Origin of the sequence: Pelistega europaea, from assembly GCF_013133775.1 — a bacterium.
Taxonomy (GTDB): Bacteria; Pseudomonadota; Gammaproteobacteria; order Burkholderiales; family Burkholderiaceae_B; genus Taylorella; species Taylorella europaea.
The window spans coordinates 35988-52815 of record NZ_JABGBO010000008.1 but is presented as its reverse complement, the minus strand read 5'-3'; the positions used below and the strand labels follow the sequence as shown (position 1 = coordinate 52815).

Here is a 16828-nt window from a genome sequence, read left to right as displayed (position 1 = left end):
TTCACTTATCGGGGTTTGGGGGTAAAAGATAGAGAGCAACTACACTACATTAAAACGCTGGCACAACAGCACCCTTGTATTTTTCCTCAATGAATTTTTTCACATCAGGAGTTTGTAATGCTTTGATAAGAGCCTTAATTTCTGGAGATTCTGCTTTGTCTGGACGAGTAGCCACTAAGTTTGCATAAGGAGACTCAGCATCTTCAATAAATAAAGCATCTTCTGTTGGTTTTAAACCTGCTTCTAGAGCGTAGTTAGCATTAATTAAGGCGATAGTCACATCATCCAATACACGAGGTAGAGTTGCTGCTTCCAATTCTTTAAACTTCAAGTTTTTAGGATTTTCAACAACATCTGCCGCTGTTGCTAATAAGTTGCTTGGATCTTTTAGTTTGATAAGACCTTGTTTTTCGATTAACAATAAAGCACGTCCACCGTTAGATGGGTCATTAGGAATCGCTACAATAGCCCCATCAGGGATAGCATCACCTTTTTTTAATTTTTTAGAGTATGCACCAAAAGGCTCTACATGTACTAAACCTACAGAAACTAAGTTAGTACCTTGCTCTTTATTAAAAGTATCAAGATAAGGTTTGTGCTGGAAGAAGTTCGTATCAATCGCTTTATCGAACACTTGTTGATTAGGCTGAACATAGTCAGTGAATACTTTAACATCCAAATCGATTCCTTCTTTTGCCAAAGTTGGTTTGATATGTTCAAGAATTTCAGCGTGAGGAACAGGTGTTGCTGCTACGCTTAATTTGGTCGCTGCTTGAGCGCCAGTTGCCAGAAAACCAGCAATTGCTAATGCACCAAATAATTTTGTTAATTTCATAAAAAACTCCTATAAGGATAAATTGTTTGTTGAACCATATGACGGTAGATGCTGCCTTCGATAAAGCCCCTACCAATACATTCTTTACATAAGTTAACTGATTGACTTATTCTCTCATGCATAAACTTAATAACAAGTTAACTACTCTCTGTAAAACTAACTAATTATATCGTCCTTATTTACGCATAAACTTAATGACTAACTTATCACCCACAGTTTGGATTACTTGTACCAATACAATCAAGATAACCACTGTGACAATCATCATATCAGTCTGATAGCGTTGATAACCATACCGGATAGCAATATCACCCAGACCACCACCACCAATAACACCAGACATAGCAGAGTAATTTATCAGGGTAATCGTTGTTACCGTAATCGCTGCAATAATCCCTGTTAATGCTTCAGGCAATAACGCCCACAATACAGTCTGGCGAGCAGTTGCCCCCATAGCCTTACTAGCCTCACTAATACCAGGGTCTAATTCACGCAATACATTCTCAACAAGACGCGCAAAAAAAGGAGATGCGCCGACAACCAATGGAGGAACAGCTCCAGCCACTCCCAAGGCACTACCCACGATTGCACGAGTAAAAGGAATTAGCACAATAAGCAAAATCAAAAATGGCACAGAGCGCAACACATTGACGATAAAAGAAAGTGTTCTATAAACAGGCTTATTGGCCAATAATTGATTCTCGCTTGTTAAAAATAGATATACACCCAACGGTAAACCAATAATAATCGTAAAAAGCAAAGACCAACCTGTCATCAATAAGGTATCAATCCCAGCTTCACGAACAATATTCCAATTTAGGGTAGACCAACTCATGCTTGCAATACCTCAAAATCAACGTGTTTTTCTTCAAAAAAGGTCTTCATCTTCACTCTGGTACCCTCTGCTGCCACGCCATCAGGATAATTAACAGCAATGACGAGCTGACCAAAAGGAATGTCCTTAATCTTACCGACAGCCCCTTGTAAAATACTTAAGTCTAGTGATAATTCACGGCTAATATGACTTAATAAAGGTTCGGCCGCCGCCTCGCCATGATAAGTTAACTGAATAATATCGCCGTTAAGTTTATCAGCGAAAACACGCCAAGCATCAGCATCAACACCACTTTCACTTAGCAGAGCTTTAGTGGTAGTGTGTCTAGGATGCAGAAATACATCGATTACACGCCCTTGTTCGACAATTTTACCGCCATCAATAATAGCTACTTCATCACAGATGCTACGAATCACATCCATGCCGTGGGTAATCAAAACAATCGTAATGCCAAGCGATTTATTAATCTCATTTAGCAATGCCAATACGGATTGTGTCGTTTCTGGATCTAAAGCACTGGTTGCCTCATCACATAATAGAATCTTAGGGCGAGTTGCCAAGGCACGAGCAATACCAACTCGCTGCTTTTGACCTCCTGATAATTGACGAGGATATTTATGAACGTGATCTTTGAGTCCCACCAGCTCTAGCAATTCTAAAGCCCGTTTCCTGCGTGTATCTGCATCAACACCTGCAATGCGTAAGGGATAAATCACATTATCAAGAACAGTACGAGAATTGAGTAAATTAAAGTGCTGAAACACCATCCCAATCTCGTGACGCAACTCTCGCAAACCACTCACTGGCAGTTTAGTAATATCCGTACCATCAATGATAATCTCGCCTTTATCTGGACGCTCTAATAAATTAATCATACGGATAAGCGTGGATTTCCCCGCCCCAGAACGACCAATAATACCAAATACTTTACCGTCTTCTATATCTAAACTAATACCTTGCAAAGCATGCAAGGTCTTTTCTTTGGTATGAAAATATTTATGAATATTTTTAATTTGAATCAAGATAAAACCCTGTTATCAATAAATTATCACTAGCTCTCTTTTTCTTCTTGCCCTAGTGACCAAAGCATGTTCAAGGTTTATATTATCACCTTTAGTTATATATTCTTCAACCATTAATTTATTACTTTAAGAAATAAATATCTATTTATTAATTTAATTTGCGTTATATGGGAATTTTTTTCATCTTTGCCAACTACCGAGATGCCAAATAATATATGAATAACTAGCCATCTATACATTTAAGATTTAGAATGTCTGTACCCCTGATTTTGTTTAAGGAGTTTGATTTTTATGAACACTCGCCAATGGTTAGAAAAACTGGTTGCTTTTGACACAACCAGTCGCAACTCTAATTTAGACCTCATATCCACCATTCAAAATTATCTAGAGCAGCATAATCTCATTTGCTGGACTACCACTAATCCAGAAAAAACTAAAGCCAATTTATTCGCTACCCTTCCTGCTTCTGATGGCAGCATAAAAGGCGGTATTGTTTTATCAGGACACACTGATGTTGTCCCTGTTGATGGACAAGATTGGCATACTCCACCATTTCAAGCCACAGAAAAAGACGGCAAACTTTATGGCCGAGGCACTTGTGATATGAAAGGTTTTATCGCATCAATCCTAGCATTACTTCCTGAGTTTATCCAACAACCGCGTAAAAAGCCCCTTCATTTTGCTTTTTCTTATGATGAAGAAGTGGGATGTGCTGGTGCCCCTTTCATGGTAGAAGAACTAGCTAAGCGAGGACTGAGTGTAGAGGGTTGTGTTGTCGGAGAACCTACCAATATGCGGGTTGTTGTAGCTCATAAAGGCATCAATTTATTTACTTGTCATGTACATGGGAAAGCTGCTCATTCATCTCTTACCCCTCGTGGTTGTAATGCTATTGAACACGCAGCTCGTCTCATCTGCCATATCCGAGACATTGCAGACTACTATCGCCAAAATGGTCCTTTTGATGATAAGTATGATGTGCCTTTTACTACTATGACAACCAACCTTATCGAAGGAGGGATTGCTGTCAATACTATCCCTGAAGACTGCACCTTTAAATATGAATTCCGTAATCTTCCAGGAATTCCTGTTGCAGAAATTCAAGCAAAGGTAGAGGCATATGTCCGTGATGAATTAGTCCCTCGGATGCAAAAAGAATTCCCTGAGGCAAATGTAGAGATTACTACAAATGCTTGTGCACCAGGCTTGGAAGCATCTGAGAAAGCCGCAATTACTGCTCTTGTTCGTGCATTAACCCGTGATAATGAGGTACGCAAAGTAGCTTACGGCACTGAAGCTGGTTTATTTGAACGTATCGGCATACCTACCATTGTCTGCGGTCCAGGTAGTATTGAACAGGCTCATAAACCTAATGAATTTATTGAGTTAGAACAACTAGATGCTTGCGATAACTTCTTGCGCAAATTGGTTGCTTCTCTTTAAGGTAGCATTTCTCTCTGCCAACCTGCAATAACGGTTGGTTTTACCAAAGGCGTTTCCTCTTATGAAAAGAAACGCCTTTTTGTTGCTACAAAGACTGCTCTCGAGCATCCCCCATCTATCAAACGGACTAAACCTTAGCAGTAGGGGGGTATACCTCTAAAACCGTTCTCTACTACCCATCATTAGGAGTAAGTATTATGCCCCCCAACAGGCTTCTCTACTATCGGTGAAGCCCGTCCATCCTAATGAGGAATTTCTGCATCTGCACGTTTACCTAAAGCTAATGCAGCAATTAATCCTAAGGCCAGTCCTCCCATCACATAGAAAGTAGGTGCAAGAGGTGAGTTAGTCACTTGAATCAACCAAGTAACAAAGAACTGTGCAAAGCCACCTAATACCAATACAGCAATGTTATAGGACAGTGACATGCCCAATGAACGAACATGTGTTGGGAACAATACTGCCATCATATTACTAAACACTGCAAAGAATCCGGCAGTAAAAAAGCCCACCACTAATTGAACCACCAATAAACGGTCAATTGAAGGAGCTGCCACCAACCAAGAGTATACTGGATACATACTAATTAGGAACAAGCCCAGAGATACTTTTAATAAAAGACCCTTGCTTATTTTGTCAGACAACAACCCAAATATTGGAGTCAAAATCACCACCCACAAGGCCCCTAACAACTGCACTCGGAAGGTATCTTGGAGTGGTAGTCCCAGAATTTTAGTTGAGAAAGTCACTAAATAGGTGAATGTAATGTATACCGTCACTGTTGCCGCACATACTAAGCCAATCCCGATGAGAATCTCACGCCATGCGTGCGCCAAGGTTTCACCCATTGTTGCCTGCTTCACTTTGCCTTGTGCTTTTTCTCGTTGTAATTCAATAAAAGTCTCTGTTTCTTCTAGCTTGTTACGGATATAAACTGCTACAGGAATAATCAATAAACCAAAGAAAAAGGGAATACGCCATGCCCAAGCCTGAATTTCCTCTTGCGAGAAAATAGCGGTCGTCAATGTACCCGCACCAGCACCGATTAGTAGACCTATCATCTGCCCTGTCATTTGCCAAGAACCGTAGAATCCCCGACGATTTGCAGGAGCCATTTCGATCAATAATGCTGTTGCTGTACCAAACTCACCTCCAGCAGAAAACCCTTGGATAAGGCGAGCAATCAGCACAATAATAGGGGCCAACACCCCAATAGAAGCATAAGAAGGTGTAACCGTGATAAGTGCTAAAGCAATGGCCATCAATGTTGTCACCAGAATCATTGCCGCCTTACGTCCCTTTTTATCAGCATATATCCCTAATAAAATACCACCCACAGGACGCATAAAAAAACCGACACCAAAAACAGCGGTCATGTACAATACGCCATTTAGTCCATTATCTCCCCCCTCAATCGTAGGGAAAAATACTTTAGAAATAATTGGTGTCATAAAGGCAAAAACTAAAAAGTCATACCACTCTAAAGCATTACCGATAATAGCGGCTGCTAAATTACGAAATTTCGGTGTATGTGTATCCATACTTATCCTCTCCAATCATGCTATCTAAAAAGTAGCTAAACATTAAAAAAGTCACTGTATAGGCTTTTAGTAACAAAGTAACTTAGGGTTTTTACTAGGGCAAATATCCCCTCGCAATATTCTCCTTTATTTGCCCACTTATTCAAATAGCATATTTTGCATAAAAATAGAAAAAGGGCTTATAAATCAAGCCCTTCTTTCTAACTAAGCACTCACTAAATAAGTACTACGCCACATTACCAATAGCGACATACTTAATTTCCAAATAGTCTTCAATGCCGTATTTAGACCCTTCACGGCCCAAACCTGATTGTTTCACGCCACCAAATGGTGCAGCTTCATTGGAAATAATACCAGTATTTACGCCCACCATACCGTAATCTAATTTTTCAGATACACGAATGATGCGATTCATATTTTCACTATAGAAGTAAGACGCTAAACCATATTCAGTGTCATTAGCCAAACGGATAGCCTCTTCTTCTGTTTCAAATTTAAATACAGGAGCCAATGGTCCAAAGATTTCTTCTTTAAACACGCGCATATCACTTGTTGCATTCTTGATGACAGCAGGTGTGACGAATAAATCTTTTTGGTTGCCTCCGCAAAGTACCTCAGCACCTTTAGCCTTAGCATCCTCTAACATGCTGATAGTATTGGCTACTGCTTTTTGATCAATCATTGGACCGACTTCCACACCAGCCTCAACACCATTACCTACTTTCATATTTTGAGTAGCCACTGCAAGTTTCTGGCAGAACTCATCATAAACACCTGCTTGTACATAAATACGGTTAGCACATACGCAAGTCTGCCCTGCATTACGGAATTTTGCAATTAGTGCCCCTTGAACAGCTGCATCAATATTCGCATCATCAAAAACCAAGAATGGTGCATTACCACCTAGCTCTAAGGATACCTTTTTAATAGTGGAAGCACATTGTTGCATTAACAAACGCCCTACTTCTGTTGAACCAGTAAAGCTAAATTTACGCACGATAGGACTTTCAGTAAGCACTTTACCAATCTCTGATGAACTTCCTGTAATAACATTAAACACCCCGGCGGGAATGCCTGCTTCTTCAGCTAACGCTGCCAATGCAAGTGCAGAAAATGGGGTCTGTGATGCAGGACGAATCACAAAAGTACATCCTGCAGCTAAAGCTGGGGCTGCTTTACGAGTAATCATCGCATTAGGAAAGTTCCATGGGGTAATAGCAGCACACACACCAATCGGTTGTTTTAGCACAACAATACGGCGATCATTGGCAGGACCTGGAATTGTATCCCCGTAAATCCGCTTAGCTTCTTCTGCAAACCATTCAATATAAGAAGCTCCATAAGCAATCTCACCTTTCGCTTCCGGTATGGGTTTACCTTGTTCACATGTCAAAATATAAGCCAAATCATCTTGATATTGCATCATCAAGTTAAACCATTTACGCAGAATATTAGAGCGTTCTTTGGCTGTTTTCTGTTGCCACACAACCAAAGCTGCCTCTGCTGCCTGTACGGCACGCTCTGCCTCAGTTTTGCCCATATTAGGAATGGTCCCAATCACCTCTCCTGTAGCAGGATTAGTAACCTCAATAGTTTTATCACTATCAGCATCTGCCCACTTGCCATTGATATAGGCTTGTGTTTTAAATAACAATGGATTAAAAGACATTTTCATTCTCCAAAAGAACAACTCTACACCTTAGCAAAAAGTTTTGCCATGATAAGAGAAATAGTATGGGTCTTTTGTGACACCAAGCTGCGTGCATTAGCATCGGGGGATATACCCTAAGGCATCAATAGCTTGTAGCACCTTTTCTCGAGTTGCTTGTGCTACAGAAGAGGAGTTATTTAACACACGAGACACTGTGGTCTGTGATACCCCTGCTTTTTTAGCAACGTCCTTGGATGAAGGCACTACAGTTCTCCTTGTGAAAAAGATGATATTGGTTAAATATCACTAGCAGTCATTGGTAACCACATAACAATATCAGGGAATGCGTAAATAATAAATACGGCAATTACCATCAATATAAACATAGGCACTGATACTCTAGCAATATAACTTAATTCCTTTTTACTCATGCCTGCCAGAACAAATAGATTAAACCCAACAGGTGGCGTAATCTGAGCCATTTCAATTACAAAAATTAGAAACACCCCAAACCAAATCAAATCAATATTTGCGGCCTGAACAGTTGGCAGTAGCACACCCATTGTCAGTACTACTAACGAAATACCATCTAAGAAGCAGCCCATAATAATGAAAAAAATCATCAATACGATGATTAATCCAAACTGAGATAAGCCAAGTGTACCAATCCATTGCGCTAGCGCATTGGGCAAGCCAATATATCCCATCGCCAAGGTGAGAAATTGGGCACCTGCCAAAATCAAAGCAATCATACAGAACGTACGAGTGGCACCCATTAAGGAATCAATAAAGACTCGCAGACTCATATCACCTTGCAATACAGCAATAACCAATGCTCCCACAACACCAACAGCAGCAGCCTCTGTCGCAGTGGCCACCCCAGTGTAAATAGACCCCAAAACAGCAGCAATCAGGAGTATCACAGGAATAAGACTACGAGAAGCATAGACCTTTTGGGCAAAACTCAGACGTTGGTCTTCGTTAGCTTTGTTTAATTCAGGATGGCGCAATCCCCATATGAAGATATAGCCCATGAACAACACCGCGAGTAAGATGCCAGGGAATACGCCTGCCATAAATAACTTGGCCATAGACACATTAGCAGAAACGGCATAAACAATCATAATGATTGATGGTGGAATAAGTAATCCCAATGTACCAGCACCTGCAAGCGTTCCAAGGATAAGACTATCAGGATAACCACGTTGACGTAATTCAGGAATCGTCATCTTGCCAATCGTTGCACAAGTTGCAGCGGAAGACCCAGAAACAGCAGCAAAAATTGCACACCCTACAATGTTAGTATGCAATAACCGTCCTGGTACAGCATCTAACCACGGAGCCAATCCCTTAAACAAATCACTGGATAAACGAGTGCGAAATAAAATCTCCCCCATCCATAGGAACAGAGGTAAGGCGGTCAACGTCCAACTAGAAGAAGCCCCCCAAATAGAGATTGCCATAGCAGAACCAGCTGCACGAGGAGAGAATAGCTCCATCACAAGCCAAGCAGCCCCAGACAACGCCAATCCGACCCATACGCCACTAGCCAAAAAGCCCAAAATAGCAAGAATAAGTACAATAATAACGACACTTTCTACCATAAAACTACTCTGCTGTAGACGAAGCAATAACGTCTTTTTTTGTAATAAATGTTCGCACAAGCTCTTCTAACAAAGCTACTGCAAATAACACACTCCCTATCGCCATTGCTAGTTGAGGAATCCACAATGGTGTTGCATCCTCCTCAACCGAGAGGTCATTAAACTCATAAGACTCCATCACCAAATGGATACTATAATAGGCAACATTAGCTGCCAACACCAAAGCGATAAACAAAGAAAGTAAATTCAGAACATGCCGCCATTTAGGATTTAGTGCATTTAACACTAACGTGACCCGAATATGCTCATTGTGTCGAAAAGTATGTGCCAATGCCAGAAAACTAGCGGCAGCCATTGAATACCCTGCATAAGCATTAAGCCCTGGGATATACCAACCCACTTGCCGCCCCACAATCAGCAACAGCACACATACTAAAATGCTCACCATAAACAATGCAGCGGCATAAGCCGCCACATTGTACAAACCATCCAGAAATTTACGCATCTTATTTTTGATAAGCCTCTAGAAGTTTTTCACCATCAGTCCCTGCTTTTTTCTTCCACTCATCAAGCATAACTTTAGTTTTCTCAACTAAACCATTTTGCAAAGTGTCAGACGGTTTAAAAATCTTCAAGCCACTTTTCTCAAGAGAGGATTTAAAGAAATCTGTCTTTTCACGTGATAGCGTCCAACCGGCTTTTTCCGCTTCATCTGCCGCTTTTAACAAAGCCTTTTGTTGATCTTCTGGTAATTTATCAAATACCTTTTTATTAACAACTACAGCATTTTTAGGCAACCACGCCTCATTATCATAGAAATATTTGATAAATTCATTAATCTTAATATCGTATCCTGTAGCACTTGAGGTCATCAAGGCATTTACAGCACCAGTTGCCAACGCTTGACTCAACTCTGCTTGTTGAATAGTCACAGGCTGGGCACCAACTAATTGAGCGATTTTCGCCGTTACAGGACTATATGCACGCCATTTTAGACCTTTAAGGTCATCTACACTGTTAAGCTCCTTATTAACAAAAATACCTTGAGGAGGCCATGCAACAGTAAATAGAAGTTTCATACCTTGCGATTCTAACTTTTTCTCAAGGAATGGTTTTTGTGCTTGGTAAAGTTTCCATGCAGCATCATATCCAGAAGCAACAAATGGCACACCATCTAATTCAAAAATAGGATCCTCATTGGCGTAAGCAGTGAGAATAAACTCACCAATTTGAGCTTGATTGGTTTGAATAGCACGCTTAATTTCAGGCATTTTGAAAAGAGAAGCATTAGAGTGGATATTAAATACCAACTCTCCATTTGTTAGTTTCTTAACATTGTCAGCAAATGCACGAATATTCTGTGTGTGCATATTACTCTCTGGATAAGCAGTGGGAAAATCCCATGTGGTTGCTGCTACTGCCGTTGTTGCCCATACACTGGCTGCTAAACCTGCCAATAATGCCTTTTTTCCTAGCATACTATATCTCCTTAACAACAGTGAAAAAACATCACTATATCTGGTTCTTTAGCTGGTGTAAACCCAGCATTTACCACTATATCGTGGTTATACCCCTGAGTAAATCATAAGGTAAAAAAACTTTTTTACCAAACGTGTTCATATCATTGAATAATAATGCACAATTTCGGTGCAAAATCAAACACGCATGAAAAAAGCCCCACTCGTTGAGCAGGGCTTTTTCACACATAAAATCTGCTTATCAGGATTATTGTAAAGCAATTTCTACGTCTACACCAGCTGGCAAGTCTAAACGCATTAATGCGTCAACTGTCTTGTCTGTAGGATCTACGATATCCATAAGACGTTGGTGTGTACGAATTTCAAACTGGTCACGTGAAGTTTTATTTACGTGTGGAGAACGTAATACGTCATAACGTTTGATACGAGTTGGAAGAGGTACTGGACCATGAACTACTGCACCAGTGCGCTTAGCTGTATCAACGATTTGAGCAGCTGATTGGTCGATAAGTTTGTAATCGAATGCTTTTAGACGAATACGAATTTTTTGGTTTTTCATTTGAATAATCCTAAAGAACGAGCTTAAAGAACAAAATTGAAAGAACAGACGCTTAAACTGTGAAAATCACATCAAACAACGTCAAAAGTAAAACTACTCTTTGAAAGTATCGGGTAGTCTACACGACTACCCGATATTTGGCAACTATCTAATCTCTACTTAGAATTAAGCAGTAATCTTAGATACAACACCTGCACCTACGGTACGACCACCTTCACGGATCGCAAAACGTAAGCCTTCTTCCATCGCGATCGGCGCAATCAACTCTACATCCATCGCTACGTTATCACCTGGCAATACCATCTCTTTGTCCGCTGGCAAATTAATAGTACCTGTCACGTCTGTCGTACGGAAATAGAACTGTGGACGATAACCTTGGAAGAATGGTGTGTGACGACCACCCTCTTCTTTTGAAAGAATATACACTTCCGCTGAGAATTTAGTATGTGGCGTAATAGTACCTGGTTTCGCTAACACTTGACCACGCTCTACCTCTTCACGCTTAGTACCACGAAGCAATAAACCTACGTTATCACCCGCTTGACCTTCGTCTAGTAACTTACGGAACATCTCCACGCCTGTGCAAGTTGTCTTCGCTGTATCACGGATACCTACGATTTCAATCTCTTCACCTACGTGAATCACTCCACGCTCAATACGGCCTGTTACCACTGTACCACGACCTGAAATAGAGAATACGTCCTCTACTGGCATCAAGAAAGCACCGTCAACTGCACGCTCTGGAGTCGGAATGTATGAGTCTAACGCCTCAGCCAACGCCATAATCGCTTGTTTACCCAATGGACCTTCGTCACCCTCAAGAGCTAATTTAGCTGAACCCTTGATGATTGGTGTATCATCACCTGGGAAGTCATAGCTTGATAACAACTCACGAACTTCCATCTCTACCAACTCTAACAACTCTTCGTCGTCTACCATGTCAGCTTTGTTTAAGAATACCACAATGTATGGTACGCCTACTTGACGTGACAACAAAATGTGCTCACGAGTTTGTGGCATTGGACCGTCTGCTGCTGAACATACTAAAATCGCACCGTCCATTTGTGCTGCACCAGTAATCATGTTCTTAACATAGTCAGCGTGTCCTGGGCAGTCAACGTGCGCATAGTGACGGTTCGCTGTTTCATATTCTACGTGTGCGGTGTTAATAGTAATACCACGTGCGCGCTCTTCAGGAGCCGCGTCAATCGCGTCGTAAGCCTTCGCTTCACCACCGAACTCTTTCGCTAATACAGTAGTAATCGCTGCTGTTAATGTTGTTTTACCGTGGTCAACGTGACCAATCGTACCTACGTTTACGTGTGGTTTGGTACGTTCAAACTTACCTTTTGCCATGATTTATATCCGAATAAATAATGTATAAATTGATTAAAAGTGTGCTTTCCATTATAGCAGAAAGCACACACGTATTTAAAACTACTTGTTACGAGCGCTAATAACTTCGTCTGCAACGTTTTTAGGAGCTTCAGCATAGTGCTTGAATTCCATTGTGTAGGTTGCACGACCTTGAGTTAATGAGCGTAGGTTAGTTGCATAACCGAACATCTCAGCAAGAGGAACCTCTGCTTTAATGATCTTACCGCCACCAACCATTTCGTCCATACCTTGAACGATACCACGACGAGAAGACAAGTCACCCATCACAGTACCTGCGTAGTCTTCTGGAGTCTCTACTTCAACAGCCATCATAGGCTCAAGAAGTACAGGGCTTGCACGGCGCATACCCTCTTTAAACGCCATAGAAGCAGCCATACGGAATGCGTTCTCATTAGAGTCCACATCATGGTATGAACCGAAGGTCAATGTTACTTTAACGTCTACAACTGGGTAACCTGCTACCACACCTGCTGATAATGTTTCTTGAACACCTTTATCTACTGCAGGGATGTACTCACGAGGTACCACACCACCTTTAATTTCATCAACGAATTCGTAACCAGCACCACCTGGTTCTAGTGGTTCAAGTTTAAGCACAACGTGACCGTATTGACCACGACCACCTGATTGCTTAACGAATTTACCTTCCACGTTTTCAACAGTTTTACGAATAGTCTCGCGATAAGCTACTTGAGGTTTACCTACATTCGCTTCAACGTTGAATTCACGTTTCATACGGTCAACGATAATCTCAAGGTGTAACTCACCCATACCAGAGATAATGGTTTGACCAGATTCTTCGTCAGAACGCACACGGAAAGAAGGGTCTTCTTGTGCGAGACGAGAAAGCGCCAAGCCCATCTTCTCTTGGTCTGCCTTAGACTTAGGCTCAACTGCTTGAGAAATTACTGGCTCTGGGAATTCCATACGCTCAAGGATGATAGGAGCGTCTACATCACAAAGAGTCTCACCTGTAGTAACTTCTTTAAGACCTACTACTGCCGCAATATCACCTGCGAGGACTTCTTTAATTTCTTCGCGGTTATTTGCGTGCATTTGAAGAATACGACCGATACGCTCTTTCTTGCCCTTAACAGAGTTAAGAACAGTCTCACCAGAGTTTAATGTACCAGAGTAAACACGAATGAAGGTTAGTTGACCAACAAATGGGTCGGTCATCAATTTGAACGCCAATGCAGAGAATTTTTCTTTATCATCAGCAAGACGTTCAATCTTGTTACCATCTTCATCTTCACCTTGTACTGGTGGGATGTCTGTAGGAGCTGGCAAGAAATCAACTACAGCATCTAGCATACGTTGTACGCCCTTGTTCTTGAATGCTGTACCGCAAAGCATAGGTTGGATTTCGCACGCGATAGTGCGTTGACGCAATGCTTTAAGGATTTCTTCTTCAGATAAATCTCCCTCTTCTAGGTATTTATCCATCAACTCTTCAGATGCTTCAGCAGCAGTCTCTACTAATTTCTCACGCCATTCTTCAGCAGAAGCTTGCAAATCAGCAGGAATATCTTCGTAAGAGAATTTAGTACCTTGAGAAGCCTCGTCCCAAATAATCGCTTTCATCTTGATCAAGTCCACAACACCAGAGAAAGTGTCTTCTGAACCGATAGGAATCACGATAGGTACTGGATTAGCACGTAAACGAGTTTTTAATTGATCGTATACTTTGAAGAAGTTGGCGCCAGTACGGTCCATCTTATTCACAAACGCCAAACGAGGTACGTGGTACTTGTTAGCTTGACGCCATACTGTTTCAGATTGAGGTTGTACACCACCCACAGCACAATACACCATGCACGCACCGTCAAGCACACGCATAGAACGTTCTACCTCAATGGTAAAGTCTACGTGTCCTGGGGTGTCAATTACGTTGATGCGGTGTTCAGGATAGTTGTTACCCATACCACGCCAGAAAGCAGTAGTCGCAGCTGACGTAATAGTAATACCACGCTCTTGCTCTTGTTCCATCCAGTCCATGGTAGCGGCACCATCATGTACCTCACCAATCTTGTGGTTTACACCTGTATAGAACAAAATACGTTCTGTTGTTGTGGTTTTACCAGCGTCAATGTGCGCAGAAATACCGATGTTACGGTAGCGACTAATTGGGGTTTTACGAGCCATTGTAATATCCTTTGATTACCAACGGAAATGAGAGAAAGCTTTGTTAGCTTCTGCCATTTTATGAGTATCTTCACGTTTTTTCATTGCCGCACCACGACCTTCTGATGCGTCAATTAATTCACCTGCAAGACGTAAATCCATAGATTTTTCACCGCGTTTTTTAGCAGCTTCACGAACCCAACGCATAGCCAATGCTAAACGACGGACTGGACGTACTTCAACAGGTACTTGATAGTTAGCACCACCTACACGGCGGCTCTTAACTTCGACTATAGGTTTAACATTGTTAATGGCCAAATTAAATACTTCTAAAGGCTCTTTACCTGTTTTAGCAGCGATTTGCTCTAGCGCACCGTAAACGATACGTTCAGCAACTGCTTTTTTACCAGATAACATAACAACGTTCATAAATTTAGCGAGTTCTACGCTACCGAATTTTGGATCAGGTAGAATCTCACGTTTGGGAACTTCGCGACGACGAGGCATCTTTACTTCCTTTTTAGTGACTATTTCAGTTGAACCACTTTCGTGGCCATGGCTGCCTAATAACGAGAACAGCCCCTTACATACCGCAGTATTATCATATCCTTGCAGCTGCGGCTGCACGCTTACCACCCATGGGCAGGAAGCTGATGAAAAAAACTAACTATTAAGCTTTCTTCGGACGTTTAGCACCGTATTTAGAACGGGCTTGTTTACGGTCTTTAACACCTTGAAGGTCTAAAGAACCACGTACGATATGGTAACGTACACCAGGTAAGTCTTTTACACGACCACCACGAACAAGTACAACACTGTGCTCTTGTAGGTTGTGACCTTCACCACCGATATATGAAATCACTTCAAAACCGTTGGTTAGACGTACTTTAGCAACTTTACGCATTGCTGAGTTAGGTTTTTTAGGAGTAGTAGTGTATACACGAGTGCACACACCACGGCGTTGTGGGCAGTTTTCAAGAGCAGGGCTCTTGCTGCTAACGCGGCTAGTTTCGCGCGGTTTACGCACGAGTTGGCTAATGGTAGGCATAACCTTACTTATCCTATTATTTGTTTATAACGTCTGTCTAATATGCTTCAAAGCATATCGCAGCTAAGTTCTAAAATTTTCCAAATATGGTTATTTGAAAAATACCCAAAAGCGTATAAATGGGTTTAGTTTATACGCATACATTACTAGCATTTTCTACTAGTAATCTGGCATATTAACTTTTTTTCCGACATTAGTCAACGCACCCACTTCATTTTTTCTATAAAAAACAAGAATTTGTCCCCCGTTTGCAAAATCTTTGGGCAGAAAACAACAATCGATAATACACGCCATCCTCTCCGCAAAGGCCCAAAATGGAGGGGGTTGAATACCCACATCTATATTTTTTTCAACTTGTTGATATTGAAACAAAACTGGTATCAAAGGCTACAAACCAAGCACATCAAAAGGAGGCATCAAAGGCCACAAACCAGGCACATCAAAAGGAGGATTCAACGCCCAGACACCAAACGCTTAGCCCTTTCAATCACTGGCATATCCACCATTTTCCCCTCAAACGAAAAGGCAGCAAGTCCAGTTTCTTGATATTTTTCCAATACTGCTTTAGCCCAACGAATTTCTTCTTCAGAATAGCTCATGACAGAATGAATCACCTCTACCTGCGAAGGATGGATACATAAAGCCCCTGCAAACCCCATACCCTTAGCAAAAGTCATAGACTGACGCAAACCCTCGGAATCTTTAAAATTGGGATATACACCATCAAGAGGAGCATCTATGCCAGCCACTCGACTTTGTACCACTAATTGGGCTCGCATTTGGTTGAGTAAAAAGGCTGCCCCTTCACTACCATTTTCCAACCCCAAATCCACGCCTAAGTCCAATGCACCAAAAGACAGTCGAGCAACGCCTTGGGCCCTTGCTATATCAGGAATAGCACCAATTCCCTTAGCACTCTCAATAATAGGATAAACCGCCTTACCCGTTTTATGGAAAATCTGAGCAATTTGCTCTGGATGCTCCGCCTTTGGCAGCATCACCCCCTTGATTTGCAAAAAACGCGCACATAAGTGCACATCCTCTTCAAACCATTGGGTCTGCGCACCATTCACTCGCACCCACAGATTAACATCAGGATTGTTTTGCAAAAATACTACTAAATCCTCTCGCGCCTGCGACTTCACTTCCGTAGCAACTGCGTCCTCTAAATCTACGATGACTGCATCAGCGCCTGTGGCTAATGCTTTTCCAATTCTATCTGTTCTGGTAGCTGGCACAAATAATGCGGAACGAATCATTGTTAATCCTCTTGTGTCATCCATTATGTTG

16 protein-coding genes are annotated in these 16828 nt (G+C 41.6%); 1 reads left to right on the top strand and 15 read right to left on the bottom strand.

The genetic code is table 11. The annotated features are described in order from the left end of the window. Nucleotides 1–49: 49 nt before the first annotated feature. The 3 genes from HKX40_RS07975 to HKX40_RS07965 form a co-directional block, all read right to left on the bottom strand. On the bottom strand, nucleotides 50–835 hold the full coding sequence (locus tag HKX40_RS07975) for a MetQ/NlpA family ABC transporter substrate-binding protein (RefSeq protein ID WP_171589051.1): 786 nt from the start codon (nucleotides 833–835) through the stop codon (nucleotides 50–52). Nucleotides 836–1010: 175 nt separating this feature from the next. After that, nucleotides 1011–1670 carry a methionine ABC transporter permease gene (locus HKX40_RS07970; RefSeq protein ID WP_171589050.1) on the bottom strand — a complete coding sequence of 220 codons (660 nt, stop codon included), beginning with the start codon at nucleotides 1668–1670 and terminating at the stop codon, nucleotides 1011–1013. Next, nucleotides 1667–2692, bottom strand: coding sequence for a methionine ABC transporter ATP-binding protein (locus HKX40_RS07965; protein ID WP_171589049.1), 1026 nt, complete (start codon nucleotides 2690–2692; stop codon nucleotides 1667–1669). The genes HKX40_RS07970 and HKX40_RS07965 overlap by 4 nt, the downstream gene beginning before the upstream one ends. 291 nt (nucleotides 2693–2983) lie before the next feature. On the opposite strand from HKX40_RS07965, the gene argE reads away from it, so the two are divergent. Further along, nucleotides 2984–4135, top strand: coding sequence for an acetylornithine deacetylase (argE, locus tag HKX40_RS07960; RefSeq protein ID WP_171589048.1), 1152 nt, complete (start codon nucleotides 2984–2986; stop codon nucleotides 4133–4135). A gap of 242 nt (nucleotides 4136–4377) precedes the next feature. Here argE and HKX40_RS07955 read toward each other — a convergent pair whose 3' ends face one another. The 12 genes from HKX40_RS07955 to HKX40_RS07900 all read right to left on the bottom strand — a co-directional run bounded on the left by HKX40_RS07955 (nucleotide 4378) and on the right by HKX40_RS07900 (nucleotide 16797). Then, nucleotides 4378–5676 carry an MFS transporter gene (locus HKX40_RS07955; RefSeq protein ID WP_171589047.1) on the bottom strand — a complete coding sequence of 433 codons (1299 nt, stop codon included), beginning with the start codon at nucleotides 5674–5676 and terminating at the stop codon, nucleotides 4378–4380. Between the two features lie 226 nt (nucleotides 5677–5902). Beyond that, a complete protein-coding gene (locus tag HKX40_RS07950; RefSeq protein ID WP_171589046.1) occupies nucleotides 5903–7345 on the bottom strand; it encodes an NAD-dependent succinate-semialdehyde dehydrogenase in 1443 nt (480 codons plus the stop codon). Nucleotides 7346–7441: 96 nt separating this feature from the next. After that, nucleotides 7442–7591: a LacI family DNA-binding transcriptional regulator gene (locus HKX40_RS10865; RefSeq protein ID WP_343043049.1), complete on the bottom strand. Its 150-nt coding sequence runs from the start codon at nucleotides 7589–7591 to the stop codon at nucleotides 7442–7444. A 32-nt stretch (nucleotides 7592–7623) separates the two neighbouring features. After that, a complete protein-coding gene (locus HKX40_RS07940; protein ID WP_171589045.1) occupies nucleotides 7624–8931 on the bottom strand; it encodes a TRAP transporter large permease in 1308 nt (435 codons plus the stop codon). A gap of 4 nt (nucleotides 8932–8935) precedes the next feature. Next, complete coding sequence (locus HKX40_RS07935; protein WP_171589044.1) at nucleotides 8936–9436, bottom strand: TRAP transporter small permease; 501 nt, start codon at nucleotides 9434–9436, stop codon at nucleotides 8936–8938. A gap of 1 nt (nucleotide 9437) precedes the next feature. Then, complete coding sequence (locus HKX40_RS07930) at nucleotides 9438–10409, bottom strand: TRAP transporter substrate-binding protein (protein WP_171589043.1); 972 nt, start codon at nucleotides 10407–10409, stop codon at nucleotides 9438–9440. 247 nt (nucleotides 10410–10656) lie between these two features. Continuing rightward, nucleotides 10657–10968 (bottom strand): 30S ribosomal protein S10, encoded by a 312-nt coding sequence (gene rpsJ / locus HKX40_RS07925; protein ID WP_171589042.1) that lies wholly within the window; start codon nucleotides 10966–10968, stop codon nucleotides 10657–10659. 165 nt (nucleotides 10969–11133) lie between these two features. Beyond that, complete coding sequence (gene tuf / locus HKX40_RS07920; protein WP_171589010.1) at nucleotides 11134–12324, bottom strand: elongation factor Tu; 1191 nt, start codon at nucleotides 12322–12324, stop codon at nucleotides 11134–11136. An 81-nt stretch (nucleotides 12325–12405) separates the two neighbouring features. Further along, a complete protein-coding gene (gene fusA / locus HKX40_RS07915; RefSeq protein WP_171589041.1) occupies nucleotides 12406–14511 on the bottom strand; it encodes an elongation factor G in 2106 nt (701 codons plus the stop codon). A gap of 15 nt (nucleotides 14512–14526) precedes the next feature. After that, nucleotides 14527–14997: a 30S ribosomal protein S7 gene (gene rpsG, locus HKX40_RS07910; protein ID WP_171589040.1), complete on the bottom strand. Its 471-nt coding sequence runs from the start codon at nucleotides 14995–14997 to the stop codon at nucleotides 14527–14529. Nucleotides 14998–15160: 163 nt separating this feature from the next. Further along, entirely contained in the window at nucleotides 15161–15538 is a 378-nt protein-coding gene (gene rpsL, locus HKX40_RS07905) for a 30S ribosomal protein S12 (RefSeq protein ID WP_023950745.1), read from the bottom strand. A gap of 452 nt (nucleotides 15539–15990) precedes the next feature. After that, nucleotides 15991–16797, bottom strand: a complete 807-nt coding sequence (locus HKX40_RS07900) for an HpcH/HpaI aldolase/citrate lyase family protein (protein ID WP_216605203.1) — start codon at nucleotides 16795–16797, stop codon at nucleotides 15991–15993. Nucleotides 16798–16828 lie beyond the last annotated feature (31 nt).